This is a genomic window from Companilactobacillus paralimentarius DSM 13238 = JCM 10415 (assembly GCF_001434985.1).
Lineage (GTDB): Bacteria > Bacillota > Bacilli > Lactobacillales > Lactobacillaceae > Companilactobacillus > Companilactobacillus paralimentarius.
Genome location: NZ_AZES01000018.1, coordinates 81,614 through 105,887, shown reverse-complemented (window position 1 = coordinate 105,887; position 24,274 = coordinate 81,614). Strand labels below are relative to the sequence as shown.

Sequence of the window (24,274 nt, the reverse complement as noted above, 5' to 3'; positions counted from 1 at the left end):
TATGGTCTAACTGTTAACTTGAACCGCCATCAACTTGATTTGACGAACAGCCTTTAAAAAACGTGAATATTAAAAAAAACTCCTTAACCTGGTTAATTCCAAGTTAGGGAGTTTTTTTCGTTAATGTGTTAGATATAAAAATCAGTTGAAAGAATGAACACGGAAAGCTCAATCTTTAAATGAATGTGAAAAGATATTTATAGGAGGTTTTGAATGTGTGAATGATTCTTAATTAAAACTAGATCAAGTTTGCTACTTGCATTAAGATTGGAACAACGATAACGAATAGAACTGTTGAAGTTGTAACAAGGTTTGTTGCATAGTCGACATCACCGTGTGATTGGTCAACTAAGATAGGTAAAACAGCAAGTCCAGGAGCAGCAGATTGAATGATGAATGAACTGCTTTCTAGAGCAGGTAGGCTAGTACCCATCATTGATTTACCTAGCAAGATGATACTGATCATCAAGGCAGGAGCAATGACAAATCTACCAACTAAGGCAAGAATTGTATCACGGTCAAATTTGATAGACTTCAAACCAGCATCGGCTAAAATGATACCAATGTAGATAAGTGACATAGGTGTAACGATGCCACCGACCATGTCCAAAGTCTTATTGATCCATTCTGGAACAGGGATAGCTAGTAGTAAGAAGACCAATGAAACTAAGAAACCAACAAGTGGAGCAGGAAGAAGTTTCTTCCAGTTAAAGTCTTTCTTAGCACCTTTTTCAACTGTTGGATCGTCACTTGAGATAAAGAAGATACCAACGGCCCAAGTAGAAATTGTATTCATAACATAGTAAACAAGGAAGTAAGGTAAACTTTTTGTACCAAATAGAGCCATGTTCAATGGTAAACCAATGAAGATAGTATTAGCATTAACAAACATGTTAATGAAAGTACCACGACGACCCTTTCTGATACGGAATACTTTAGTTAAGATCCAAGCTACAATGTAGCCTAAAGTAAAACTAGCAAAAGTAAAAATTAAACCACCAGATAAACTAGCCAGTTTATCTCTGTTTAAGTACTTAAGAACAGAAACGAAGATAGAAGCAGGTAAGGCAATTTTCATGATGATGAATGAAATATTACTCTTAAATTCATCACCTAGGCGACCAGATCCTCTTAACCAGTATCCTAAGGCGATAACGATAACGATTTCAGCAACACTTTCTAGTGAAGTGATAAATGCAGCCATAAAATAATTCCCCTTTATTTGACAAATTTATATATTAATATTTAGGTTCCCACTTAAGGTCAGCAACAGCCTTTTTGGCATCAGTAGCAGATGATAATTTTTCATCAATAGCTTCTTGTGCGACACCTTCAGCAACAGTAATACTGAACTTATCTAATTTTGAAACAGGAGGCAATACTGCAGCACCTGGTTCTGTAAGATCAACAATACCACCTAATGAGTGAGCAGCTTTATTGATCATACCATCACTAAGCAATTTAGCGTTAACAGCCATTGAACCAAGGCCAAGACCAGGGTATACCAAGGCATTGTTAGCTTGTCCAATGTTGTAAGTTACGCCATTGTATTCGATTGGATCAACAGGAATACCAGTAGCAATAAGAGCTTTACCATCAGTCCATTTCAAAAGATCTTCAGCCTTGGCTTCAGCAAGTTTTGTAGGATTTGATAGTGGGAAGATAATTGGACGTTCAGTATGAGCAGCCATTTCTTTAATAACTGATTCAGTGAAAGTACCAGGTTGTGTTGATGTACCAACAAGAATTGTAGGATGAACAGCTTTAACAACTGCTTCCAAGTTTGTTAATTCGTCAGCATTAGCAAATTCACTACGTTTTCTAGTAAATGGTTTTTGTTCTGGTGTTAAACCTTCAGTATCGTCAAACAATAGACCTTGCTTATCAACTAAGTAGAAGTGTTTCTTAGCCTCTTCTTCAGATAGGCCTTCTTCAACCATTGAGTCAAAGATTCTCTTTGTGATACCAGCACCAGCAGTACCAGCACCAAATGATAGATAAACTTGATCAGTAAGTTTTTGTTTAGAAATGTTCAAAGCACCGAGGATACCAGCAAGTGTAATAATACCTGTACCTTGAATATCATCGTTAAATGTAAGAATTTGATCTTTGTACTTATTCAAGATGTTGGCAGCATTGCTACGACCAAAGTCTTCAAAGTGAAGATACATATTAGGGAACAAGTTCTCAGCAGTTTCAACAAATTGATCAACAAAGTTGTAGTACTTGTCACCAGTAACACGTTCGTGATGGTTACCCATGTATAGATCGTCGTCAAGTAATTCTTTTCTGTTTGTACCTACATCAAGAACAACAGGAAGAACTGATTCAGGATCAACACCAGCAGCAGCTGTATAAACCATCAATTTACCAACAGAGATGTCAACACCTTGAACACCCCAGTCACCAATACCAAGAATACCCTCACCATCAGTAACAACGATAAGTTTGATGTCACGGCCCTTAGCAGCATTCTTTAATGATGCTTCAATATCATCAGGATCATCAATTGATAGGAAAGCAGCATTTTGTGGATCTAAGAAGAAGTGACTGTAGTTTTCAATTGTGTCAGCGATTGTTGGATCATAAACAACGGGCATGAATTCATAAACGTGTTTGCTAAATAGTTTATAGAACAAAGTAATATTTTCGTTGAATAAATCCATCAAATACATTCTTTTATCAAGAAATGTACTCTTATTTGAATAATTTTCGTAAGCTTGTTCAACTTGTTGGTCCAAAGTTTGAACGAATGGTGGAAGTAAACCTTCAAGATGATTTTCTTTTCTTTCTTCTTTAGTAAAAGCAGTACCTTTATTTAAGAAGTGATTATTTAATAAATCTAAACCCTCATATTTCATAGAATTAATTCCTCCTAATTATTTTTTTATACAAGTAAACACTATAATAATTGGTATACATTTATATATCGGATTATATAAAATAAATTTACAAATAATGAATTTTATATATAGTCCACATGGCATATTTATTATTGGTGTTTGTAAATAACTTTCGTATGGTACTATAAAACATAATAAAAAATATAGTCAAATATGTTATCTTCGATAAATAAAATTTATAGGTGTAGATATGAATATAAAGGATTATCAATATTTTAAAAAATTATCAGAATTGAAGAGCTTTTCAGATACAGCCAATTTTTTTGGCGTTAGTCAACCAACTATTACCTATTCTTTAAAAAGATTAGAAGATACTTATGGGATTTCTTTAGTTAAGCGAAAAAGTTATGCTAATTCATTGTCATTAACTTATGCTGGAGAACAGTTGTTATCTCATATAAATAGAATTTTGTTGGAAAATGATTTAATTAGTGATGATATGAATAGAATTAAAAGAAAAAAGATTGTTATGGGATGGCCACCGATTATCAGCAATTATGTTATTCCAAAAGTATTCGATCAGTTACGTGATGACAATTTATTTAATACCATTGTGCCTGAAGGAGCTAGTTCTCGTCAGTTATTATCGGAATTAAAAAATGGCAAAATTGATTTATCCTTGTTAGGGTCGACTATTTTGCCACAAGAAAATCAACTGGATTATCAGTTAATTAAAGAACATCACTTTAAATTTATTGCCTCAGCTGATCGAGACGTTTCCGATATTACGTCGGTTGAGAAAATATTTGATGAAGATTTTATTTCATTGGATGAAAAATCTGTTCATAGTCAAGTATTAAAAAGAATTATTGAACGTTACAATGTCAAGCCTCATACAATGTTCAAAACAAATGATTATCGTTTGATGTTGAGCCTGGTTAAACAGGATAAGGGATTTAGTTTCGTGACTGAAACAGCAATTCAGGATGTTCCGGGAATTCAAGAAGTTCATGTTAATGATTTAGATTTGCCATCATTTTATATTCTGTTTGTTTATCGTCACAATATGACCAGCAGTCCAGTTTTAAAGCGATTAATGGAAATTTTTAAAAATACTTAGATAGTAATTTTTACTTATAAATAAAACGTGGTATACAGGTCTAGCCCACTTTAGTAAAATATAATAGTCAATTGATATTAATGAATTGGTTATTGAGAGAAGTGGATTAATTATATTAAGAATGAGGATGCTATACTTCATCAACATAGCGTTTGGTTTTGTGAATATATTGTGTAATTATCACTTTTTATAATTAAAATGAATTAAATTATTATGGGATAGTCATGTCTAAACAATCCACTTACTGAGAAAAGGCCATACAAAGAGGTCTTTTTTTAGTGGAAAATTGATTTATAAAAAGTTGTCGACTTTTGTAAACTTACTTAGCTATAACGTACAACTATGGTAATATTAAATGTGAGCAAAGGTTTGTGCTAAATCTTTGTTAGATGATTTTATGATTATATAATTAGAATATAAGATTAATGGTGGTTCCTCCCTGAGCTACCATTTTTTTGTGGTTTCAATTTGTTAAACTTTGTTATATCAATAATGGTATTGCGTTCTATGGTATAATTTTTTGTAATAAGCTATTTAGGAGTTTTTAGTATGAATTACAATGTTAGTCAACAAAAAGAAATTGCCCAATATGCGGTAGAGCATGATAACAACTACAAGGCTACTGGTGAGAAGTACGGAATTTCATATCAACAAGTAGCTGCATGGGTAAGAAAGTATAAAAAATCGCAGACAAAGCCAGAAAAAAGTACTGAAATGGCTTCTGAAGTTCAAAAAGAGTCACAACCAAGTATGTTGGACGTTTTGAACCGTAAAGATCCTGTTTTAGAAGCCCAGCTACGTGAAGTTAAGAAACGACTAGGACTGTTATAGTTATGAGAAAAGTCATTTTCGTTTGTTTAGGTAATATTTGTCGTTCACCAATGGCAGAAATGATGATGAAACAGTTGGTTGATGAACAAGGCTTGAATTCAGTAATCAAGGTCGAATCAAGAGCTACCTCAACTTATGAAATTGGGAATGCACCTCATCTTGGGGCTATTACTGAACTCAAGAAAAGAAATGTTCCTATTGTCGAACATGTTGCTAAGCAAATAACTCTTCGTGATTTTGAAGAGGCTGATTTAATTATTGGTATGGATAAACAGAATATCATTGATTTGAAAGAAATGGCGCCTTTTTCTGATAGGAATAAGATCCACATGGCTTATGAGGCCTTGGATAGTGATGCTGTAATTGAAGATCCTTGGTATGATCATAAGTTTGATCGAACATATCGTCAGTTAGCTGAGGTTCTACCTATTTGGCTAGAAAAATTGAGATCCTAAGAGTCAAACTCCATTCGAGATTTTGACTTTTTTTGGTTAATGGAGGTTGTATGATGCATCAATCATTATGGAGCCAGTTAAAAAACGCTTTTACCAAGAAGGAAAAGGATAGTAATACCATTTTAACTAATGATATTAATGATCCTCAGAATAAAGCTCGAAGCAAGGAAGAAGAAACTAGTGATTTTTCACAAATTTTGAAGTTAAAGAATATCAAGGTGGATGTTTCTGTTTCTTCTGAGAATGAATTATTACATTATTTGGCCAGGTTTGCTTGTGAGCAACAAGCAGGTATGGATGAAGAAGAGCTATATGGTCAACTTTTATTACGTGAACAACAGGCATCTACCAATTTAGGTGATGGCATTGTTTTACCTCATGTTATTGATGATTCAGTAAAAGAATTGACTATGTTAGTCATAAAACTTAGTAATCCAATTATGTGGAATGATGAAAAAATTGATATGGCCATTAGTTTATTAATTCCTAAAGTTGAGCCAGATTTTTTGCATGTAAAGTATTTAGCCAGTATTTCACTTTTACTATTAAAACCTAATTTTCGTTATGCATTAAGTGAGGCCGCTAGTCCTGAACAAATAGCGGATATGTTTATTAATGGTACTAATTAAAAAAACAGATAATAATGTTATAATAATTGAGTTATTTAATGAGAATATTGGAGGGATTATTTTTGAGCCAGTTAAGTGTGCTAAATGTTGTAATTCGACTCCTATTGGCTGTGATATTTTCAGGAATCATTGGATTGGATCGAGCATACAAACATCGTCCTGCGGGTTTACGGACTCATATCTTGGTTTGCTTGGGTGCTTGTATTATTGCGATGATTCAAAAGAATATTGGATTTGATGCTTTGGAAATGGCACGCCAGTATCCCCAATATAAGGGCGTTTTGCGAGCTGACGATGCTCGACTGATAGCTCAAGTGGTTAGTGGTATTGGATTTTTAGGTGCTGGAACAATTATTGTAGAACATCATTCGATCCGTGGATTAACAACTGCGGCTAGTCTTTGGGTAGTTGCCTGTTTAGGAATTGCCATTGGTATGGGTGATTATATTATTGCTATAGTTGGTTTCTTAGTTGTTTATGCAGTATTAGGTTTCTTGAAGAAGATTATCAAGATCAGCCCAGTGCGAAAATTAAAAATTGAGTATAAACACAAATTAGATACTAAGAAGTTTATTGATGAGTATTTTCAAAGACATGATATTACAGTTGAAGGTGTAAGATTCAGCGTATCCAATTTTAATGATACAAAGATCTACACTAATGTTTATTCAATTGATTTTGGAAAAAATATTGATTATGTTGATATTGTTGAAGGACTGTCAATGAATGAAAATGTTATTAAGGTAGAAACGATTAATGTTTAAAGTAAGAATATCTCTAAATTAACTTAGAGATATTTTTTTATGCTCATTTTTAATGAGAACTTATTTAAATATTTTAGTCTGGATAATTCATTGTAATTAGTCTAGACCTTTGCTATCTTTTGTAGTTGGGGGAATTAAATGATAAGAATTTTACGATCCAAATTGTTAATTGCTTTTTTATGTACACTGTTGATACTGATAGGTTATTTATTTCTATCAAAGAATAAAGTGATTGGCAGTAACCGTGAAAATATTATTTTAGTAGGTGAATCAAAACAAAAGCAGCAGAGTATTTCGGAATTTAGTAATGAGAGTAAAAAATACTCTTATGTTTCTTTTGACAATTTATATGAGAATACAACTTTATATTTTGGATCGAAAATTTTTCAATTTGGACATATTAAAAAATTGGATCCAGAAGATAAGTATATGTTAGTGGCATTAGATGGTAACGATGCTTCAAGAGTTTGCAAAGTGAGATATACTGATTCAAATTTTGCTAGAAATATTAGCAGTTTACAGGAAGATGATGCTGTGAAGTTTTATGGTGAAGTTCTTTCGGTTGACAATTATATCAATGAGAAAGGTCGTCAAATTAGACGTCCTGTGATAGGTGCTAATTTCATACAATTAAAAATAAATGAATAAGGGGAAATTATGAAATTATACAGTAGTATCTTAGATGATAATTTTGAATATTTAATGTTTCAAGAATTAATCGATTTAAGAAAAATGGAATCAGAAGTCCTTCCAGACTAGTTAAAAATTCAATTGTCAGGAAACATTTATGCAAGCCGAAATAGAAAATAATAGCCTCAATAAACTCAAAGCTGAGTTTGTTGAGGCTATTATTTTTAAGATACAAAAAACCCTCCAAGATTTGGATGGCAAATATCCAAAATGGAGGGCACACATTTTATATCAAAAGGGTTCTTAAAGAAATAGTAAAAAATTAAATGGCATTTTACTTATGAGAAGTGACATCAAACAAGAGAAGTTTTAATTACTACTTTTTAGATTCCTTTTTATTCTTAGCAGATTTTTTATCTGCGGAATCTACGCGTTTTTCGTTTTCTTTTACATCATCGGGAAGAGAGGCAAACTTATCAAACAAACTGCCAAAATCACTTTCGCGTTTCACTGTTAAGCCCATCGGTATCAGCCCCTTTCAAGTTTCTTTATATCTACCATTATTATATAGCCTTTCAAAAAGAATAACAATTATTTAGGTAAATTAAATTAGTTAATTTTTTGAGTTGATTGGTATCTTTGGTCGAATATGTCACTTCATTTGACAATTATTCAGATTAACTTAAGATTAAATAAGTTCGGACTATAAGAGGGAGGGATATTTATTGGCAACTGAATATCTTGAACATAAATTAAGCCTTTTACCACCACGTCCTGGATGCTATTTAATGAAGGACATTAATTCTAAAATTATTTATGTGGGTAAGGCTAAAAATTTACGTAATCGAGTACGTTCTTACTTTAAGAGTTCACATGAAGGTAAGACCGCTCGTCTAGTATCAGAGATTCGTGATTTTGAAACAATTATTACTTCCAATGATAAGGAAGCTTTTTTGTTAGAGATTACTTTAATTCAAAAGCATCAACCATATTACAATATTAAATTGAAGCGTGGTACAGGCTATCCGTACATTAAAATTACTAATGAACGTGATCCTAAGATGGAGATTACAGGTTTAGTTAAAAAAGATGGTGCCTACTATTTTGGCCCTTATCCAAATGTTTGGGCTGCCTCTAATACTCTAAATTTTTTACAAAAGGTTTATCCATTACGTAGATGTCAAGGAAATTTAGGACGACCTTGTTTGTACTATCATATGGGTCAGTGTTTAGGGGCCTGTTTTCAAACAGTTCCTAAAGAAAAATATGATCAACAAATTGAAAAAATCAAAAAGTTTCTAGGCGGTAATGTTGGTGAAATCAAGCATCAATTAGAAGATTGTATGGAAACAGCTTCAGAAAAACTGGAATTTGAAAGAGCTGCTGAATTAAGAGATCAAATTAAGTATATTGAAACTACAGTTGAGAAACAAAAAATTATATCCAATGATAGTACACCTAGAGATATCTTTAACTACTACGTTGAAAAAGGTTGGATCTCAATTCAAATATTCTTTATTCGTCAGGCTCGTTTAATGAAGCGTGAGAAAAAAGTTTTTGCTTGCATCAATACTCCAGAGGAAGAGCTGTCGACATTTATCCTGCAATTTTATAATCGTCGAAACCAAGTTTTACCTAAAGAAATTTTGGTGCCTGATAATTTAGATAAAGATACTTTGTCTCAAGTCTTAAATATCCCATTTAGGACACCGCAGCGTGGTCAAAAACGTGATCTGATGGATATGGCAGCTGAAAATTCTAAATTAGTTCTTCAAGAGAAATTCCGGTTAATGGAATTAGACAATCGTCAAACTTACGGCGCCCAGAAACAAATTTTTGAAGCACTTGATTTGCCATATGGTCATATTATTGAATCATTTGACCACTCACATATCCAAGGAACTAATCCAGTGTCAGCAATGGTCATGTTTAAAGATGGTCGCCCTGAAAAAAGTGGTTATCGTAAATATAAAATTAAAGGTGAGGTTGAACATCAGTCAGGTGCCGACGAGGCGGCTAATACCCGTGAGGTCATTTATCGTCGTTATTCAAGATTGATTAAAGAAGATGATCCGTTACCTGATTTGATTTTGATGGATGGTGGTATCATTGAATTGCGTGCTGTAATGGATGTTCTTACTAATGAATTAGGAATTAACATACCCGTAGCAGGAATGGTCAAAGATGATCACCATAACACTTCACATTTAATTGTCGGTGAAGAAGGAATTGAGGTACCATTAGACCGTAAGAGTCAAGGTTTCTACTTATTACAAAGAATTCAAGATGAAGTACACCGTTTTGCGATTACTTTCCATCGAAAGACTCGGAGCAAAAATGCTTTATCATCACAACTTGATAATATTCAAGGTGTGGGTCCGAAGACAAGAACGAAACTATTGAAAAAATTTGGGTCGGTTAAAAAGATGAAGGAAGCCTCAGTTGAACAGTTAACTGATTTGGGAATTCCTAAGACAACAGCACAAACAATTAAAATAACGTTAGCAAGTACGGATTTTCACAAGAAATACCATAAAGGTTAAAAGGGAGAGATTTGATGATTACATTGAAGTCAGAACGAGAGATCGAAGGTATGCGTGAATCAGGAAAGATATTGGCTGGAGTCCATTTGGGCTTGCGCGATATGATTAAACCTGGTATTTCAGCATATTCAATTGAGGAATTTGCTAATGATTATATTGTTAGCCATGGAGCCGTTCCTTCTGAAAAGGGATTCGAAGGTTACAAGTATGCAACTTGTGTTGACGTTAATGATGAAGTTGCACATGGTACACCGCGTAAAGATTTGATTTTAAAAGAAGGCGACCTAGTTAAGGTAGATATGACCGTCAGCTATAAAGGTTACCAAAGCGATTCTTGTTGGAGCTATGCCGTTGGTTCAGTTACTCAAGAAACATCTGATTTGATGGAAGTTACCAAGAAATCACTATATTTAGGAATTGCTCAGAGTATTGAGGGTAATCGATTAGGTGATATTGGTTATGCAATCCAGCATTACACAGAAGATGAACATGGTTATGGGGATGTCAGAGAACTCTGTGGACATGGTATTCAACCAACAATGCATGAACAACCTGATGTCTTACACTATGGTGAACCAGGTAAAGGATTACGTCTTAAAAATGGTATGACAATTACAATTGAACCTATGATTAACGAAGGAACATGGGAAATTGTTGATCGTTCGTTGGATGATCCTAACGATGATTGGATCTATTATGCTAGTGCCGATGGTTCATGGTCTGCACAATATGAACATACTTTGGCTATTACAGAAAATGGTCCCCAAATTTTAACATCACAAGATGCTGCTGAGGATGAGAAGTATCTCAGTTGGGCACGTAAATATTTAAAAGAACATAATCAAATGAAATAACTAAAAAACAGCCCGTAAAAGGACTGCTTTTTTTTAATCTATTTTTGGATAACATCATTAAAAGCAATGAATTCATCAGTGGCAACACGATAGTATTTCTCTTCGTTATCACCTAAGTAGGCAATACGGTCGTATTGCCAAGATGAATGAGCTCCTAGACCACGGTTAGAAATTAATTTGGCATCAGAACTAACTAAACTGGTAAATTCTTTATCTTTGGTTTCAACAATACCGGATTCAACTTGGTAACGATAAACGGTTTTAGCATCGACCCATTCATTAGTAGCAACACGGTAGTAAATTTTGCCATTTACTTTAATAGTTTGATCAAATTTCCAATTGGAATGCTTACCCAATTCTTTATTGGTGATAAGTTTCATTTGCCCTTTTTCTAATTGATACAATTTAACGTATTGTTTCATAGTACCAACGAATCCATTCATTTTATCTGGATTAGGATTTGGAGCAGGATTAGGATTTGGAGCAGGATTAGGATTTGAAGTTGGATTAGGGTTTGGTTCGGGGGTAGTAACTGGTGGTTTAGTAGAACCTGAACCTTCATCATCTTCAATTAAATAATATTTTACTTTTTCATCAGTAGTAATAGTACCGTCTTCATTTATTTTGGCTTTAACGGTTTCTTTGTCAGGTTTGTAACCTTCAATTTGAGGTACTTTGACAAGGACAGTTTCACCTTTTTTACCGGTAACATTTAGAACTGTTTGTAATCCTAGATTGGAATTGATATGTACGTTAGAAGTTACGGTAGAATTGGCTTCTTCTTCGGAATAATCATCTGATTCATAGTAAATGTAGATATTTTGTTTACGACCAGCTAGCATAAAACGTACTCTCATATCGAGTGTATAATATTTTAAAGCTTGATTAAAAAAGTCTTCGGTTGTAGGCTCATCTATTCCGTTATTTACAACGTCGAAAATAGTTTGGTGGAAGGCTTTACCAGACATTGTGGATACTCCCATTTGTGGAAAGTAAGAGTAACTCATGTCGGTATATGTTTTATTGTTGTTTAGCTTGGCTGTTGCCGGATCTGGTAATTTTTCATCAGTTTGTTTAGGAATTTTTGTGAAAATATCAGCTGTAACACTCTGTTTGGAGAAAATTTTACCATCCAAATAAACATTTAAATTAAAAGTAGTAGGTTTTGCCTTTTCTAATTTGACAGTAAATTCGGCGTTATCTTTGTTAATCTTGTCACGATCAAATTCTTTAACAAGAGGTTCCTCTTCAAAACTAATGTCAGTCGGTCTTAAGGGGTCCGCAACATTAGCAAGATTATCTAAGTCAATAGAGACAGCGTCAAAATGTCCTTTTAATAAATAGCCCTTTTCAAGGGATTCTAATCTTTTAACTGTGAAATCTTGTTCAGAGGATTCAAAGGCTTCTTTATGGACTTTTTGATAAATTTCTTCACCAGTATCTTTGAAAACATAATGAACATTAGCGTCACCATTGATTAATTCATAGGTGATATGATTAACTTTTTTAGAATCATCTAGTAAAGAAAGCGTCTGAGTGTTATCGTCATATTGTAATTGCATGTCGGGACTAACACTCTCATAACTAAGAGAACCCTTCCAATTAGTGGTAATTTCTAAGTCATTGACTTGGAAGGTGGTTTATTTATTAGCTTTTAATTCAGCAAGTTCCTCATCAGTAAGATTAACAAAAATATCATCTAATTTGGTATTAACATCTTTATTTGTAGAGGGAACTACGATGCTGGTTTCAGCATTTAATTGATCCAAGGAAATTTTATCACCTAATTTAATTTTGTTAGTACGTGGTTCTTGATTATTACTACTTTTACCTTCCTGGTCTTTTTTGTTCTGAGTGACTTCAGTTTGGACAGTCTGTGCGTTAACAACTGTTTGTTGTACGACAGGGGCTGCGAAACCTCCTAAAATAATAGCTGATAGTAAGATTGTTTTCTTTTTCATAATAAACTCCTTGCGTTTTGTGGTAGGGAATTTTCAAACCTGTTGGTTTGTAAGTGGTTTCAGTATAACAGACAAAATCTAAGGGTAAGCGTCAAATAATGCGTTATATCAACAAACAATGATAAGTTAAAAATCGTTTTATGGAAGATTATTTTAGATTATGAGAAAAGAATTATAGAAACTAATAAAAATAGAAAAGAGATAAAGTTTCAGTAATAGAGTTGAATTACTGAAATTTCATCTCTTACGTTTTAGGAGATAGATTTTTAAAATTTTTGGTTTTTCTTAAATAATGAATAAAAATAATATTAATTAAAGAAAAATGTAACTCAAAAAAATGCCTACTTAGGAATGACAAAAATCTTGTTGGGCAATAAAGGAAGCGGTAAGTGGATGTTATCTTGCGAAGTATCAGACGATATTAAACTAGCGATACCAAGACCCAAAATTGACGGTCCCAAATTATTCAAATTGTTAGACGAGCAACGAGAATATTTTGAATATTATTTACCATGGTTACAATTAACTAAAGTGGCAAGTGATGAAGTTGAATTTTTACAGATGACTAACCGCCATATGGGAACGAAAGATTCATTGAATCTTGTAATTTGGTATCAAAATGAAATTGCTGGAATGATCAGTTTTAATCACTTTGACCATTTACGAGCCAGTGCTGATATTGGTTATTGGTTGGGCAAGAAGTTTCAGGGAAGGGGTATCGTGACAAGAGCAGTAAAATGTATTGCTAACTTAGGCTTTGAAGATTATGGCCTAAATCGTGTCATAATCCAAGCGGCTGTTGACAATGAAGCTAGTAATGCAGTAGCCAAGCGGGCCGGTTTTATTTTGGAAGGAACATTGCGCCAAAATGAGTTATTGGATGATGGCTTTCATGATGAGAATTTATACAGTTTACTTAGGGAAGATTTGCAGTAGCAACTTCAATCTTAATTTTTTTATTTGTTTAGAATTTTATTTAGTTGCAACATAAATTTATCAACAGTACTACCAGGTAATTTGGTAGTTAAAATACCATAAGGTACGTGAACGTCGGTTTTCAAAGGTATTGAAACTAAATTAGGATGGATTCTTTTCCAAGGTGTAACGGTAATCAAAGGGATATTCTCCTCAACAGCCTGATTAAAGGTATTCATATCATATCGACCGCTCGTTTCGACTACTTTTATTTGCGGATGGTCTTTTGCAATAATTCTTCGTAACTGATCATTAGTGTTACTGATTCCCATCGGAACACTCAATAATGATTGTCCTTTTAAGTCATTGAATGATATTTCACTCAATTTAGCTAAAGGATTGTCACTTCTGACGGCAATACCGAAGTCATATTGTCCTAGTTGTAAAGCCTTAAAAGACTGTTTTAAAGTGGCATTATCAAATGTACCAACAATTAAATCACAACTTCTTCCCAAGGTGGCGTACTCACGGTTTTGGGATTGGAGATCTTCTTGTAACTGCACGATGCGGATTTGAAAATCTGACATCTGTGCGGTTATTTTTTTCCAAATATCCATGAATGGATCAGCCGGATGCAAGATCGAGGTTCCCACAGTAATAATATTTTGGCCAATAATGGAAGATTTTCTTGTTTCTTCGATAGCGGTGTCTAACATATTCAGAATCTGTTTAGCATAAGGTAAAAAAGTCTGTCCTTCAATGGTGAGCTTTGTGCCAGTGGCAGTCCGAACAAATAGTTGTAAGTTCAATTCATTCTCTAATCGATTGATCTGCTTCATGACCGCTGTTCCTGAAATGAAACTTTGTTCGCCAGCTTTAGTAAAGCTACCGTACTCGCTGACTCTGATAAAAGTCTGTAATTGTGTTATATCCATGATATATTCTCCTATTGTTGCAAGTATAAACCTATGGTTGATACAACCTCAACTTTTAGATTCTTCAAATTCTTTATAACCCGGCTATACTAGTATTTGTAATTAAGAAGAAATCACAACGAAAAGAAATGGGGATGAACAAACAGTTTAAATATTTAATTAGAACAATGGTGTTTGTAGGTCTGCTATTATTTATCAGTTTTCGATACGGACCGAGCGATAATTCAACCGTTGTTCAGGGCAATCAAAGATCCACAGATGGCGAAAAATCGTCTTCAATAAAAATAATCACCGTCAAATAAATGCTGTTAGTTATCACCATGTTTTTAATAAGGAAAAATAGGAGGACATTAATATGTCAGTAGAAAATAAAGTAGTCGTAATTACAGGAGCATCATCAGGAATTGGAGAAGCAACTGCTAAGTTGTTAGCTAAGAATGGAGCAGCCGTTGTTTTAGGAGCTAGACGTGAAGAACGTTTACAAGAAATCAGTCAAAGCATCATCGATAATGGTGGCAAAGCTGCTTATCGAGTAACCGATGTAACAGATCCCGAAGATTTGAAAGCTCTAGTTGCTTTAGCTAAAGAGAAATTTGGGGCTATCGATGTTATTTATAATAATGCAGGTATCATGCCAACTTCACCAATCAGTGCTTTAAAGACTAATGAATGGAACGCCATGATCGATGTCAACTTGAAAGGTGTCTTAAATGGCGTGGCCGCTGTAATGCCAGATTTTACAAGTCAAAAACATGGCCAAATTATTACCACTTCTTCAGTTGCTGGTTTAAAGAGTTTTATCGGTTCGGGTGTTTATGGTGCAACTAAGTTTGCAGTCAGAAATCTAATGGAAGTAATCCGGATGGAAAGTGCTAAGGAACAAACTAACATTAGAACCGCCACGATTTACCCAGCTGCCATCAATACTGAGTTATTACAACACATTACTGATAAGAGTTCTAAACAAGGAATGGATAAACTTTATCAATCCGTTGGTATTACTCCAGATGCTATTGCTCGTGTCGTTAACTTTGCTATTGATCAACCAGAAGATGTCAATGTCAATGAATTCACTGTTTACCCAACAAAGCAAGGTTAGGAGAAAGTTATGAAAAAAGTTATTTTATTAGGTGCTACAAGTAATATTTCTAAATATTTGATTCCAATGTTATTGAATGAAACAGATTCACAAATAACTCTTTTCGCTAGACGTGCTGGACGAAGATTGACCGAATATGCTGACAATCCGCATATTTCAATCATTGATGGTGATTGGAACAATCTAGAGGATCTAAACTTTGCTATCAAAGGTCAGGACATTGTCTACATGGCCACTGGTCATTTTATCGATGCTAATAAAAATGTAGTCGCGGCGATGAAGAATAATCATGTAGAACGTTTGATTGTTGCCGGTGGTTTAGGTATTTATGATGAAGTTGCTGGAAAATTTGGTCAATGGAATGCGCGGATGATGGGTGATTATACAAGTATTAAAAAAGCCGCTGCCGTAATTGACGAAAGCGGTTTGCAATATACCTTTTTGAGGATGAGTTGGTTGTACAACCAAGATAATAATTATAAATATGAAATAGTTCCCCAAGGCCAGCCAATGAGAGGCACTCAAGTTACTCGTCAAGCAGTTGTCAAATTAGTCACTGATATAGTCAATGATTCCAAATTGTATGCCGCTCAAAGTATCGGTGTCGTAGAACCAAATACCGAGTGGGATAAACCTTCATTTTATTAAAAAGGAGTTGTTTACATGCAAGTTAAGGTTAGTTTGAATCAAGGATTTTTACCAGATAAATACACTAAATATTCAGAAATAAAACAAAGTGATCAGCCGGTCATCTCGTTTCCAATTACTTTGAATGCAAAAGATACGAAATACTTAGCTATTTCACTGGCTGACTATGATGCCGTTCCCAGAACTGTTTTCCCATTTATTCATTGATTAGTTACGGATATTCCAGTGACTGATGAATATATCCTGGCCCAACGCCACCAGACAAACTGCACAACTATACGTTAACGGTTTATGCGTTGAATGAAACAATGAAATTATCAAATAAGTTTTTCTATAATGAATTTCGAGAAGCATTAAAGAACAAAATTATTGAACAAACGGAATTGACTTAACGGCCAAAAATTAATGGGGGCATAAAGTATTATGAGTACAAGTGAAGATGAAGTAAAGAATGGACTATTCGCTATTGGCGATGAAAATTTAAAATTTCAAAAATATTTTACTGGTTTGACTTATCACAATTCATTAGTAAAAGATCCAAATGTGAATGTGACTGTCAGTAACGTTACCTTCAAGCCAGGTTCACGTAATAACTGGCACATTCATCACAATGGTTATCAGATCCTTTTGGTAACTGGCGGTGAGGGCTGGTATCAAGAAGAAGGCAAAAAAGCTCGTCTGTTGCATCCAGGTGATGTAGTAGTAACGCCTGATGGTGTTAAGCACTGGCACGGGGCTACTAAGGATAGTTGGTTCAGTCACATTGCAATCACTGCTGGAACACCAATTTGGGAAGAACCAGTTTCAGATGCAGATTATGACCAACTCTCCAAGGAGGACCAAACCGATGACTAGAATAAAGATAACTTTAAACGGACAAGAATTAACCGCAGATTTTAATAACAGCGATACTGCTAAGGAATTAATGAGCAGAATGCCCTTATCAGTGAAAATGATGAATCTATATTCACGTGAAATGACCTATCGTTTTCCCAATGCATTGCCTGCTAAAAAGGCGAAAACAGATGGTTATGAAGTTGGTGATATTGGATATTGGAAGCCACTTCACAGTTTAGTGATCTTTTACAAACAGACAGGCGAAATAATCGATCAATTACAGATTGTTGGACATATTACGGACAATATTAATTTCTTTAAATCCACCGGTGACTCCATAATTGAATTCAAGTTAGAAAAATAGAAGGCAAATAAAATGAATAATTTTGATGGAAAAGTAGTAATTGTAACAGGTGCTAGAACTGGTATTGGTTTGAGTGCAGCAAATTTGTTTGCTAAAGCCGGTGCGGCAGTGGTCTTAGTTGGAAGACATGAACCTAAAAAAGAAGCTAAAAATTTAGCCGAACAAGGATATGAAGCTGTTTCTTTTGAAGCTGATGTTTCAAAGGAAGCAGACACTAAAGCTATGGTTGATTTCACAGTTAAGAAGTTTGGTCATTTAGACTTTGCTTATAACAATGCCGGCATTCAAAGTCCCGTTACTAAGACAGAAGATCTATCTTTGGAAGAATATGACAATGTTTTAAACATTAACTTGAAAGGTATTTTTCTTTCGATGAAATATGAATTAAAACAAATGAGTAAACAAGATTCAAAAGGAGCTATCGTCAATTGTTCATCAATGGGTGGTCTAGTCGGAATTGCCGGACGTACTGCCTATCATGCATCTAAACATGGTGTTCTAGGTTTGACCAAGAGCAGTTCTTTGGAATATGCCAAAGATGGCATCCGCATCAACGCCGTTTGTCCTGGAATCATTGAAACGCCTATGGTTGCCAGAATGGATCAAACTGAGAAGTCTGCAATGGATGATCTTACCAAAGAAATTCCAATTGGTAGATTAGCTCGTCCTGAAGAAGTTGCTCAAGTAGTTTTGTTCTTATGTAGTGATGCCGCTAGTTACATTATTGGTCAAGGAATTCCTGTCGATGGTGGTTATACAGTTCATTAATCAGGAGAAAATATGAAAAAAATATTAATTTTAGGAGCAAATGGTAAAATTGCTCGAATTGTTGAAAAGGATTTGTTAAATAATCCGAAATATCATCTGACTTTAGTTTTAAGAAATGTTAGAAGACTATTCAAGTTCTAAAATGCTAAAAATATTACTTTAATTGACGGTGATGTTGATGATCGTAATTTGTTAAATGAAGTGATGTCAGACCAAGATATCATTTATGTTAATTTGAACGGTAACATGGAGAGACATGCAAAGAATATCGTTGAGTTAATGCAAAAAAGTAACGTTAAAGATTTAATCTGGATCACGGGATCAGGTCTCTACCATGAAACACCAGATCCATTTGGTAGCTGGGTTGAGAATTATGTTGGTCATGAATCAAAAGAAGATACTCGTTGGGCCGCTAAAATTATCGAAACTAGCGATTTAAGTTATACGATTATTCGTGCCGCATATATGACAAATGATGATGAAGTGGATTATGAATTAACTCAAAAAGGTGAAGCATTTAAAGGTACTATGATATCTCGTAAAAGTATCGCTGATTTGGTAGTCAAGATAATTAATCAACCGACCGATTATTACCGGAAGAGTCTAGGTATTAGTAAACCTGGGACTGATGACATGTTAGATGAAATTAGGAAAATTGAACATGATTTTTAACTGTTGTTTAGTTTGAAATTTATAACAAAATTCAAAAAATATGATGAAAAAGATTCTAGTGAAACTTTAGCATTAGCTCTTTGTAAAGGAGACCTTGCTATTTTAGTTTTGTGTTCTGTAAACAACAAATAATGTAAACCTATGCGTTTTATAGAGACTCTAAAAGAGAATAATCAAAAAGCTCTGTTTCCGTGGTATAGTCGATAACTATCCAGTAGAAACAGAGCTTTTATTCTTCATTTATTTATAAAATACATTGTAAAAAAAATTACAGATAACAGAGAAATATAATTAATTATTTTTCTTAGCAGGTTTCCAAATACCATAGATAACACCAGAAATTACAGCACCGATAACAACGGCTAACAAGTAAAGTAATGGTTTGTTAGCAAGTGGTGTAACGAAGATACCACCATGAGGAGCAGGAACATTAACGCCCCATAGTTGTGTCAAACCACCACCGATAGCAGAACCGATAACACTTGATACGATAACGTGTAATGGATCTCCAGCAGCGAATGGAATAGCACCTTCAGTAATGAATGATAAACCTAAGATATAGTTTGAAAGACCAGCTTGTCTTTCTTGTTCAGTAAACTTGTTCTTCCAGAATGTTGTTGCAATCGCAATAGCTAGAGGAGGAACCATACCACCAACCATGACGGCAGCCATCAAAGCGCCATCTTGAGTTGCAGTAAATGTACCAATGGCAAATGTGTAAGCAGCCTTGTTGAAAGGACCACCCATATCGATAGACATCATACCACCAAGCAATGTACCTAAGATAACAGCGTTACCAGTACCCATTGATTCTAGGAAGTGAGTAATGGCAGCATTGACAACGGCGAAGATTGGATCAACAGCGAAGTACATGATAGCTCCTGTAAAGAGCAACCCTAGTACTGGGTAAATCAAAATAGTTTTAAGACCAGCTAGTGAATGAGGTAAATTCTTGAGCCATTTCTTTAAGAAAACAACAACCCATCCAGCAATGAAACCAGCTAGAAGACCACCGATAAAGCCGGCAGGACTCTTGGAACTAACTACAGAAGCTGTAGCTTGTGATGCCATATAACCACCAACAAAACCAGGTAACAAGGCAGGACGATCACCGATTGAAACGGCAATATAAGCAGCTAAAACAGGGATCAAGAAACTAAAGGCGTAGTTACCAACGTTATTAAAGAAGAGGAACCATTGTGAGTGAGCACCAACGGAGTTTTCTAATAAGAAGGAAATAGCCATCAGAATACCACCACCAACAACGAATGGAAGCATATTAGAAATACCATTCATTAGATCAGCATAGATTCTTGACCAAAGTGACTTCTTTTCTTCACTATCTTCCTTTTCTTCGGTAGCACCACCTTCGGCATGGAAGACAGGAGCTTTTTGTTCAACAGCTAAGTTAATCAATTCTTCAGCTTTATTGATACCATCACTAACAGGACGGTTAACTAGGTGTTTGCCATCGAAACGAGGCATATCAACTTTTTTGTCGGCAGCGATGATAACACCATCAGCACGGTTGATTTCGTCGGCAGTTAACTTGTGCTTAACACCTTCGGAACCATTAGTTTCGACTTTAATGTCGATACCCATTTTTTCAGCTTGTTCTTTTAGAGCAGCTTCAGCCATGTATGTATGAGCAATACCAGTAGGGCAAGCTGTAACAGCGACAACATAAGGTTTCTTTTCGTCGGAATCACTAGCTTGAGCAGCAGCTGCTGCTTTAGCTTTTTCTTTCTCTTCGTCAGCCTTATCCTTAGCCTCTTTTTCCTTCATGGCCTTATCAAATAATTCTTGAACTTCGTCAGCTGTTTTGGCAGCTTTTAAGTTCTTAACCAATTCAGGATTAATTAGAAGTGAGGATAGTGCAGCAAGAGCCTGCAAGTGAAGATTATCAGCACCATCTGGGGCAGCAATCATAAAGAATAGGTAAGCTGGTTGGCCATCTAGTGATTTATAATCGATACCTTTAGCACTTTTAGCAAATAAAACTGTAGCACGTTTAACGGCTTTATCACGAGCATGTGGCATGGCAATTCCTTCACCAATACCAGTACTTGTTTGAGCTTCACGCTTTAAAATATCTGCTTTATATAATTCTTTGTCATCAATAACGCCGACTTGATAGTACTTATCAACCATTTCTTCAATGGCTTCCTCTTTAGTAGTAGCTTTCAAGTCCATAATCATGGCGTCTTTTAACAATAGTTGCTTTAAGTCCATTATTAAGAGTCCCCCTCAATTAGATTTCTATAATAGAAATTTCCTTATAAACTTCGTCGATCTTTTCTTTAATAGCTATGTCTTGACTGAAGGCAGTAGCTGATCCGCAAGCAGCACCCATATGGAAGCTCTCGATAGGATCGTTTGTTTCCATGAATGTACCAGCAAATCCGGCAATCATAGAGTCACCAGCACCAACTGAATTGATGACAGTGCCTTTAGGAGCATTTGCCTTGTAGGCTTTATCCTTAGTAACTAGCAGGGCACCATCTCCGGCCATAGAAACCAAGACGTGCTTAGCACCCTTGTCCAAAAGCTTTCTAGCGTAAGTAATGATTTCTTGCTCATCTTTGAAAGTAACCTTGAACAGATCAGCTAGTTCATGATGATTTGGTTTTACGACTAATGGATGTAGTGGTAAAGTATCCAACAATGCTTGACCAGTAGTGTCAATGATGAATTCAGCACCTTGTTTTTGAATCTTTTCAGCAATATCTAAATAAAAATTAGTATTAAGATTTCTGCAAAGGCTTCCAGCCATAACAACGATATCGCCTTTACCAATTTCATTTAAATTATTCATGAAGTTTTCTTGCTCATCATCGCTGATGACAGGACCAGCACCATTAATTTCAGTTTCTTCATTTTGTTCAGTAGCGTTAATTTTGACGTTAATACGAGTGTCTTCTTTAACTCTAGTGAATGAAGTCTTGAGATTATGTTGAGAAAGTAATTCTTCAAACATTGAGCCTGTGGCTCCACCAATAAATCCTAATGCTGTGGAATCTATATTAAGTTCCTTCATAATTCTAGAAACATTGATTCCTTTTCCCCCAGGAAGTTTAACATCGTTTTGAGTACGATTAACTTCGCCAGTATTTAAATTCTTCAATTGTAGAACGTAATCAATTGAAGGATTAACTGTAATTGTATAGATCAACTAGATTGCCTCCGTTATCTTAGTAAATTTTTTCAAAGCATTCGCTTCTTTTTCTGATAGCCTACTTGTTATTAATGGAACTTCATCTAAAGTTGCAAAACGACTAAAACTAACTTGCGAAAACTTGGAACTATCGGATAGTATATAGGATTGATTCGATTGCGTGATTGCCAAACTTTTAATGGCTGCCTCTTCAGGATCTGGTGTCGTATAACCAGCATCAATAGAAAAACCATTAGCGCCGAGAAAAGCACGATCAAAATGATACCTTTCAAGTGTTTGAATAATGTTTGCACCAATCAATGCTTTTGTAGATGATTTTAACTTTCCCCCAGGAAGAAATGTGTTCACGTTGTAATCGGCCAACATCGAAGCGTTATCGACACTATTGGTAATGACTAACAAGTCGTTATGTTCTATTAAGTAGGGAATCATGAATTGAATGGTAGTTCCGGAATCTAAAAAAATTACTTCATGATTTCTAACTAAACTTGCGGCTGTTTGACCGATCAGTTTCTTTTCATTGATATGTACAGCTGCTTTTTGAGAAAGCGCTGGTTCCTCGTGTAATGAAATGACGTTTTGAGCACCGCCGTGGATTCGTAATAACTTGTGACAATTCTCAAGATCTTGCAAATCACGACGCAAGGTAGATTCGGAAGCACCCGTTAATGGAATTAAATCGTGGAGTTTGACAATATTATGTATTTTTAATTGTTCTAAAATAATTTGTTGTCTTTCTTCAGTAAGCACTTTCATCACCTCGCAAAAAATATAATACCTCCATATTCATTCAAAATCAATCATAAAAACTCAAAATCTCTCAAAAACTTCCAAAAGATATTAACCAATTAATAAATTTCTGGACAATCAATTATACTTCAAAGTATTATGAAGTATGTTTTTGTGCTAAAATTTAGAAATGATAATTAAGTTTAGAAAGGGGGATTTTAATGTTTGTAGATAACGTTAAAATCACCGTAAAATCTGGTAAGGGTGGAGACGGCGCTGTTGCCTTCCGCCACGAAAAGTATGTACCACTTGGTGGACCTTCAGGTGGAGACGGTGGTCGCGGAGGCGACATAATTTTAAAGGCTAATGAAGGTATGAATACCTTAATGGACTTTAGATACAAGAGAATTTTTAAAGCTCAACCTGGTCAAAATGGCCAAATCAAGGGAATGTATGGTCATAAGGCTGATCCAGTTTACATTGTCGTTCCTACAGGAACATCAGTTTACGATGAAGATAGTGGTAGATTAGTTGGAGATTTGACTGAGAATAACCAAGAATTAATTGTTGCCAAAGGTGGCGATGGTGGTCGTGGTAATATTCACTTTGCTACCTCTAAGAACCAAGCACCAGAAGTAGCCGAAAACGGTGAACCTGGTCAAGAAAAACATTTGAAGCTTGAATTGAAATTGATTGCTGATGTTGGTTTGGTCGGATTCCCATCAGTTGGGAAGTCTACCTTATTATCTGTAGCAACTTCAGCTAAACCTAAGATTGCGGCATATCACTTTACTACCTTGTCTCCTAATTTAGGGATGGTTAAGTTGGAAAATGGACAAGATTTTGTTATTGCCGATTTACCAGGATTGATTGAAGGAGCTTCTAATGGCGTTGGTTTGGGAATTCAATTCTTACGTCACGTTGAAAGAACTAGAGTCATCTTACATTTAGTTGATATGGATCCTAACAATGGCCGTGAACCTTATGAAGATTATTTAGCTATTCGTAAAGAATTAGGTAACTATGATGCAAATGTTTTAAAACGTCCAGAAATTATTGTGCCAACTAAGTTAGATATTCCCGGTTCTGAAGAACGTCTGGCAGAATTTAAAAAGAAATTAGATACTGATGTTGATATTTTTCCTATTTCAAGTATTCAACATACTGGTGTTAAAGATCTGATGAATCATACTAGTGAAGTATTGTCCAAAGCAGAACCAATTCACTTTGATGTACAAACTGATGATTCGAAAGAATATAACTTTGAACCAGAGAAGAAACAGTTCACCATTGAGAAAGATGCTGAACATAGCTTTGTGGTTAAAGGTGATCGAGTTGAATTACTTCTTCAAAGAACTAATTTGGATCATCAAGACGGAATTATGCGTTTCGCTAGACAATTGAAGTCAATGGGTATTGAAGATGCTTTGATTGAGGCAGGGGCCGAATCAGGTGATTCAGTTACAATTCTTGACTTTACTTTTGAATTTATTTAGGGGTTA

29 protein-coding genes are annotated in these 24,274 nt (G+C 34.9%); 20 read left to right on the top strand and 9 right to left on the bottom strand.

Annotation, left to right across the window (positions count from 1 at the left end):
• Nucleotides 1-238 precede the first annotated feature (238 nt).
• Together FD33_RS02230 and FD33_RS02225 are read right to left on the bottom strand one after the other, a co-directional pair.
• Nucleotides 239-1,204 carry an AEC family transporter gene (locus tag FD33_RS02230; RefSeq protein ID WP_025086321.1) on the bottom strand — a complete coding sequence of 322 codons (966 nt, stop codon included), beginning with the start codon at nucleotides 1,202-1,204 and terminating at the stop codon, nucleotides 239-241.
• A 34-nt stretch (nucleotides 1,205-1,238) separates the two neighbouring features.
• Nucleotides 1,239-2,861 carry a malolactic enzyme gene (locus FD33_RS02225; RefSeq protein ID WP_025086322.1) on the bottom strand — a complete coding sequence of 541 codons (1,623 nt, stop codon included), beginning with the start codon at nucleotides 2,859-2,861 and terminating at the stop codon, nucleotides 1,239-1,241.
• A 232-nt stretch (nucleotides 2,862-3,093) separates the two neighbouring features.
• Between FD33_RS02225 and FD33_RS02220 the strand changes: the two genes are divergently transcribed.
• From FD33_RS02220 to FD33_RS12600, 7 genes are all read left to right on the top strand, one after another.
• Entirely contained in the window at nucleotides 3,094-3,963 is an 870-nt protein-coding gene (locus FD33_RS02220) for a LysR family transcriptional regulator (protein WP_025086323.1), read from the top strand.
• A 549-nt stretch (nucleotides 3,964-4,512) separates the two neighbouring features.
• Nucleotides 4,513-4,794, top strand: coding sequence for a helix-turn-helix domain-containing protein (locus FD33_RS02215; RefSeq protein WP_025085292.1), 282 nt, complete (start codon nucleotides 4,513-4,515; stop codon nucleotides 4,792-4,794).
• 2 nt (nucleotides 4,795-4,796) lie between these two features.
• Nucleotides 4,797-5,249 carry a low molecular weight protein-tyrosine-phosphatase gene (locus FD33_RS02210; protein ID WP_025085293.1) on the top strand — a complete coding sequence of 151 codons (453 nt, stop codon included), beginning with the start codon at nucleotides 4,797-4,799 and terminating at the stop codon, nucleotides 5,247-5,249.
• Nucleotides 5,250-5,302: 53 nt separating this feature from the next.
• Complete coding sequence (locus tag FD33_RS02205; RefSeq protein ID WP_025085294.1) at nucleotides 5,303-5,878, top strand: PTS sugar transporter subunit IIA; 576 nt, start codon at nucleotides 5,303-5,305, stop codon at nucleotides 5,876-5,878.
• Nucleotides 5,879-5,940: 62 nt separating this feature from the next.
• Nucleotides 5,941-6,642, top strand: coding sequence for an MgtC/SapB family protein (locus FD33_RS02200; RefSeq protein ID WP_025085295.1), 702 nt, complete (start codon nucleotides 5,941-5,943; stop codon nucleotides 6,640-6,642).
• Nucleotides 6,643-6,780: 138 nt separating this feature from the next.
• Nucleotides 6,781-7,290: a hypothetical protein gene (locus tag FD33_RS02195; protein WP_025085296.1), complete on the top strand. Its 510-nt coding sequence runs from the start codon at nucleotides 6,781-6,783 to the stop codon at nucleotides 7,288-7,290.
• Nucleotides 7,291-7,429: 139 nt separating this feature from the next.
• A complete protein-coding gene (locus FD33_RS12600; RefSeq protein ID WP_156407818.1) occupies nucleotides 7,430-7,579 on the top strand; it encodes a hypothetical protein in 150 nt (49 codons plus the stop codon).
• A 69-nt stretch (nucleotides 7,580-7,648) separates the two neighbouring features.
• On the opposite strand, the gene FD33_RS12785 is transcribed toward FD33_RS12600, so the two are convergent.
• A complete protein-coding gene (locus FD33_RS12785; RefSeq protein WP_167593944.1) occupies nucleotides 7,649-7,795 on the bottom strand; it encodes an SPJ_0845 family protein in 147 nt (48 codons plus the stop codon).
• 202 nt (nucleotides 7,796-7,997) lie between these two features.
• Between FD33_RS12785 and uvrC the strand changes: the two genes are divergently transcribed.
• Entirely contained in the window at nucleotides 7,998-9,815 is a 1,818-nt protein-coding gene (uvrC, locus tag FD33_RS02190) for an excinuclease ABC subunit UvrC (RefSeq protein WP_025085297.1), read from the top strand.
• Nucleotides 9,816-9,829: 14 nt separating this feature from the next.
• Entirely contained in the window at nucleotides 9,830-10,669 is an 840-nt protein-coding gene (map, locus tag FD33_RS02185) for a type I methionyl aminopeptidase (protein ID WP_056955713.1), read from the top strand.
• 38 nt (nucleotides 10,670-10,707) lie between these two features.
• On the opposite strand, the gene FD33_RS02180 is transcribed toward map, so the two are convergent.
• Nucleotides 10,708-12,231, bottom strand: a complete 1,524-nt coding sequence (locus tag FD33_RS02180) for a hypothetical protein (protein ID WP_056955712.1) — start codon at nucleotides 12,229-12,231, stop codon at nucleotides 10,708-10,710.
• A 78-nt stretch (nucleotides 12,232-12,309) separates the two neighbouring features.
• Nucleotides 12,310-12,630, bottom strand: coding sequence for a hypothetical protein (locus tag FD33_RS02175; protein ID WP_025085300.1), 321 nt, complete (start codon nucleotides 12,628-12,630; stop codon nucleotides 12,310-12,312).
• 393 nt (nucleotides 12,631-13,023) lie between these two features.
• Between FD33_RS02175 and FD33_RS02170 the strand changes: the two genes are divergently transcribed.
• Nucleotides 13,024-13,566 (top strand): GNAT family N-acetyltransferase, encoded by a 543-nt coding sequence (locus FD33_RS02170; RefSeq protein ID WP_034544156.1) that lies wholly within the window; start codon nucleotides 13,024-13,026, stop codon nucleotides 13,564-13,566.
• Between the two features lie 20 nt (nucleotides 13,567-13,586).
• Here the strand turns inward: FD33_RS02170 and FD33_RS02165 are convergent, their stop codons facing one another.
• Nucleotides 13,587-14,480, bottom strand: a complete 894-nt coding sequence (locus FD33_RS02165; protein WP_025085301.1) for a LysR family transcriptional regulator — start codon at nucleotides 14,478-14,480, stop codon at nucleotides 13,587-13,589.
• Between the two features lie 355 nt (nucleotides 14,481-14,835).
• Between FD33_RS02165 and FD33_RS02160 the strand changes: the two genes are divergently transcribed.
• From FD33_RS02160 to FD33_RS02130, 9 genes are all read left to right on the top strand, one after another.
• Nucleotides 14,836-15,579 (top strand): SDR family oxidoreductase, encoded by a 744-nt coding sequence (locus FD33_RS02160; RefSeq protein ID WP_025085302.1) that lies wholly within the window; start codon nucleotides 14,836-14,838, stop codon nucleotides 15,577-15,579.
• 9 nt (nucleotides 15,580-15,588) lie between these two features.
• On the top strand, nucleotides 15,589-16,227 hold the full coding sequence (locus FD33_RS02155; protein ID WP_056955711.1) for an NAD(P)H-binding protein: 639 nt from the start codon (nucleotides 15,589-15,591) through the stop codon (nucleotides 16,225-16,227).
• A 15-nt stretch (nucleotides 16,228-16,242) separates the two neighbouring features.
• On the top strand, nucleotides 16,243-16,434 hold the full coding sequence (locus FD33_RS12840) for a YbhB/YbcL family Raf kinase inhibitor-like protein (RefSeq protein WP_051564185.1): 192 nt from the start codon (nucleotides 16,243-16,245) through the stop codon (nucleotides 16,432-16,434).
• Between the two features lie 89 nt (nucleotides 16,435-16,523).
• Entirely contained in the window at nucleotides 16,524-16,619 is a 96-nt protein-coding gene (locus FD33_RS12835) for a hypothetical protein (protein ID WP_234031756.1), read from the top strand.
• Nucleotides 16,620-16,650: 31 nt separating this feature from the next.
• The gene (locus FD33_RS02145) at nucleotides 16,651-17,082 is read left to right on the top strand and encodes a cupin domain-containing protein (protein WP_025085303.1); all 432 of its coding nucleotides are present in this window, start codon (nucleotides 16,651-16,653) and stop codon (nucleotides 17,080-17,082) included.
• Nucleotides 17,075-17,428, top strand: a complete 354-nt coding sequence (locus tag FD33_RS02140; protein WP_025085304.1) for a cyclophilin-like fold protein — start codon at nucleotides 17,075-17,077, stop codon at nucleotides 17,426-17,428. Before FD33_RS02145 ends, FD33_RS02140 begins: the two co-directional genes overlap by 8 nt.
• A gap of 12 nt (nucleotides 17,429-17,440) precedes the next feature.
• Nucleotides 17,441-18,196 (top strand): SDR family NAD(P)-dependent oxidoreductase, encoded by a 756-nt coding sequence (locus FD33_RS02135; RefSeq protein ID WP_025085305.1) that lies wholly within the window; start codon nucleotides 17,441-17,443, stop codon nucleotides 18,194-18,196.
• A 12-nt stretch (nucleotides 18,197-18,208) separates the two neighbouring features.
• Complete coding sequence (locus FD33_RS13010; RefSeq protein WP_264372390.1) at nucleotides 18,209-18,337, top strand: Rossmann-fold NAD(P)-binding domain-containing protein; 129 nt, start codon at nucleotides 18,209-18,211, stop codon at nucleotides 18,335-18,337.
• A gap of 12 nt (nucleotides 18,338-18,349) precedes the next feature.
• Entirely contained in the window at nucleotides 18,350-18,868 is a 519-nt protein-coding gene (locus FD33_RS02130; RefSeq protein ID WP_264372455.1) for an NAD(P)H-binding protein, read from the top strand.
• A gap of 291 nt (nucleotides 18,869-19,159) precedes the next feature.
• Here FD33_RS02130 and FD33_RS02125 read toward each other — a convergent pair whose 3' ends face one another.
• Genes FD33_RS02125 through FD33_RS02115 form a run of 3 tightly spaced genes read right to left on the bottom strand, consistent with a single transcriptional unit; the run spans nucleotide 19,160 to nucleotide 22,793 of the window.
• Nucleotides 19,160-21,100, bottom strand: coding sequence for a PTS fructose transporter subunit IIABC (locus FD33_RS02125; protein WP_025085306.1), 1,941 nt, complete (start codon nucleotides 21,098-21,100; stop codon nucleotides 19,160-19,162).
• 19 nt (nucleotides 21,101-21,119) lie between these two features.
• Nucleotides 21,120-22,040 carry a 1-phosphofructokinase gene (gene pfkB, locus FD33_RS02120; RefSeq protein WP_025085307.1) on the bottom strand — a complete coding sequence of 307 codons (921 nt, stop codon included), beginning with the start codon at nucleotides 22,038-22,040 and terminating at the stop codon, nucleotides 21,120-21,122.
• Entirely contained in the window at nucleotides 22,041-22,793 is a 753-nt protein-coding gene (locus tag FD33_RS02115; RefSeq protein ID WP_025085308.1) for a DeoR/GlpR family DNA-binding transcription regulator, read from the bottom strand. It lies immediately after the preceding gene.
• A gap of 200 nt (nucleotides 22,794-22,993) precedes the next feature.
• Between FD33_RS02115 and obgE the strand changes: the two genes are divergently transcribed.
• The gene (gene obgE, locus FD33_RS02110; protein ID WP_025085309.1) at nucleotides 22,994-24,268 is read left to right on the top strand and encodes a GTPase ObgE; all 1,275 of its coding nucleotides are present in this window, start codon (nucleotides 22,994-22,996) and stop codon (nucleotides 24,266-24,268) included.
• Nucleotides 24,269-24,274: the final 6 nt, after the last annotated feature.

Bases quoted from the DNA above. Each gene is read 5' to 3' on its own strand.
- FD33_RS02180 (WP_056955712.1), bottom strand. From the start codon at position 12,231: ATGCAATTACAATATGACGATAACACTCAGACGCTTTCTTTACTAGAT.
- FD33_RS02155 (WP_056955711.1), top strand. From the start codon at position 15,589: ATGAAAAAAGTTATTTTATTAGGTGCTACAAGTAATATTTCTAAATAT.
- FD33_RS02125 (WP_025085306.1), bottom strand. From the start codon at position 21,100: ATGGACTTAAAGCAACTATTGTTAAAAGACGCCATGATTATGGACTTG.
- FD33_RS02140 (WP_025085304.1), top strand. From the start codon at position 17,075: ATGACTAGAATAAAGATAACTTTAAACGGACAAGAATTAACCGCAGAT.
- FD33_RS02195 (WP_025085296.1), top strand. From the start codon at position 6,781: ATGATAAGAATTTTACGATCCAAATTGTTAATTGCTTTTTTATGTACA.
- obgE (WP_025085309.1), top strand. From the start codon at position 22,994: ATGTTTGTAGATAACGTTAAAATCACCGTAAAATCTGGTAAGGGTGGA.
- FD33_RS02215 (WP_025085292.1), top strand. From the start codon at position 4,513: ATGAATTACAATGTTAGTCAACAAAAAGAAATTGCCCAATATGCGGTA.
- FD33_RS12840 (WP_051564185.1), top strand. From the start codon at position 16,243: ATGCAAGTTAAGGTTAGTTTGAATCAAGGATTTTTACCAGATAAATAC.
- FD33_RS02160 (WP_025085302.1), top strand. From the start codon at position 14,836: ATGTCAGTAGAAAATAAAGTAGTCGTAATTACAGGAGCATCATCAGGA.
- map (WP_056955713.1), top strand. From the start codon at position 9,830: ATGATTACATTGAAGTCAGAACGAGAGATCGAAGGTATGCGTGAATCA.
- FD33_RS12785 (WP_167593944.1), bottom strand. From the start codon at position 7,795: ATGGGCTTAACAGTGAAACGCGAAAGTGATTTTGGCAGTTTGTTTGAT.
- FD33_RS02225 (WP_025086322.1), bottom strand. From the start codon at position 2,861: ATGAAATATGAGGGTTTAGATTTATTAAATAATCACTTCTTAAATAAA.
- FD33_RS02220 (WP_025086323.1), top strand. From the start codon at position 3,094: ATGAATATAAAGGATTATCAATATTTTAAAAAATTATCAGAATTGAAG.
- FD33_RS02145 (WP_025085303.1), top strand. From the start codon at position 16,651: ATGAGTACAAGTGAAGATGAAGTAAAGAATGGACTATTCGCTATTGGC.
- FD33_RS12600 (WP_156407818.1), top strand. From the start codon at position 7,430: ATGCAAGCCGAAATAGAAAATAATAGCCTCAATAAACTCAAAGCTGAG.
- FD33_RS02230 (WP_025086321.1), bottom strand. From the start codon at position 1,204: ATGGCTGCATTTATCACTTCACTAGAAAGTGTTGCTGAAATCGTTATC.
- FD33_RS02165 (WP_025085301.1), bottom strand. From the start codon at position 14,480: ATGGATATAACACAATTACAGACTTTTATCAGAGTCAGCGAGTACGGT.
- FD33_RS02210 (WP_025085293.1), top strand. From the start codon at position 4,797: ATGAGAAAAGTCATTTTCGTTTGTTTAGGTAATATTTGTCGTTCACCA.
- FD33_RS02170 (WP_034544156.1), top strand. From the start codon at position 13,024: ATGTTATCTTGCGAAGTATCAGACGATATTAAACTAGCGATACCAAGA.
- FD33_RS02205 (WP_025085294.1), top strand. From the start codon at position 5,303: ATGCATCAATCATTATGGAGCCAGTTAAAAAACGCTTTTACCAAGAAG.
- FD33_RS02175 (WP_025085300.1), bottom strand. From the start codon at position 12,630: ATGAAAAAGAAAACAATCTTACTATCAGCTATTATTTTAGGAGGTTTC.
- FD33_RS02135 (WP_025085305.1), top strand. From the start codon at position 17,441: ATGAATAATTTTGATGGAAAAGTAGTAATTGTAACAGGTGCTAGAACT.
- FD33_RS13010 (WP_264372390.1), top strand. From the start codon at position 18,209: ATGAAAAAAATATTAATTTTAGGAGCAAATGGTAAAATTGCTCGAATT.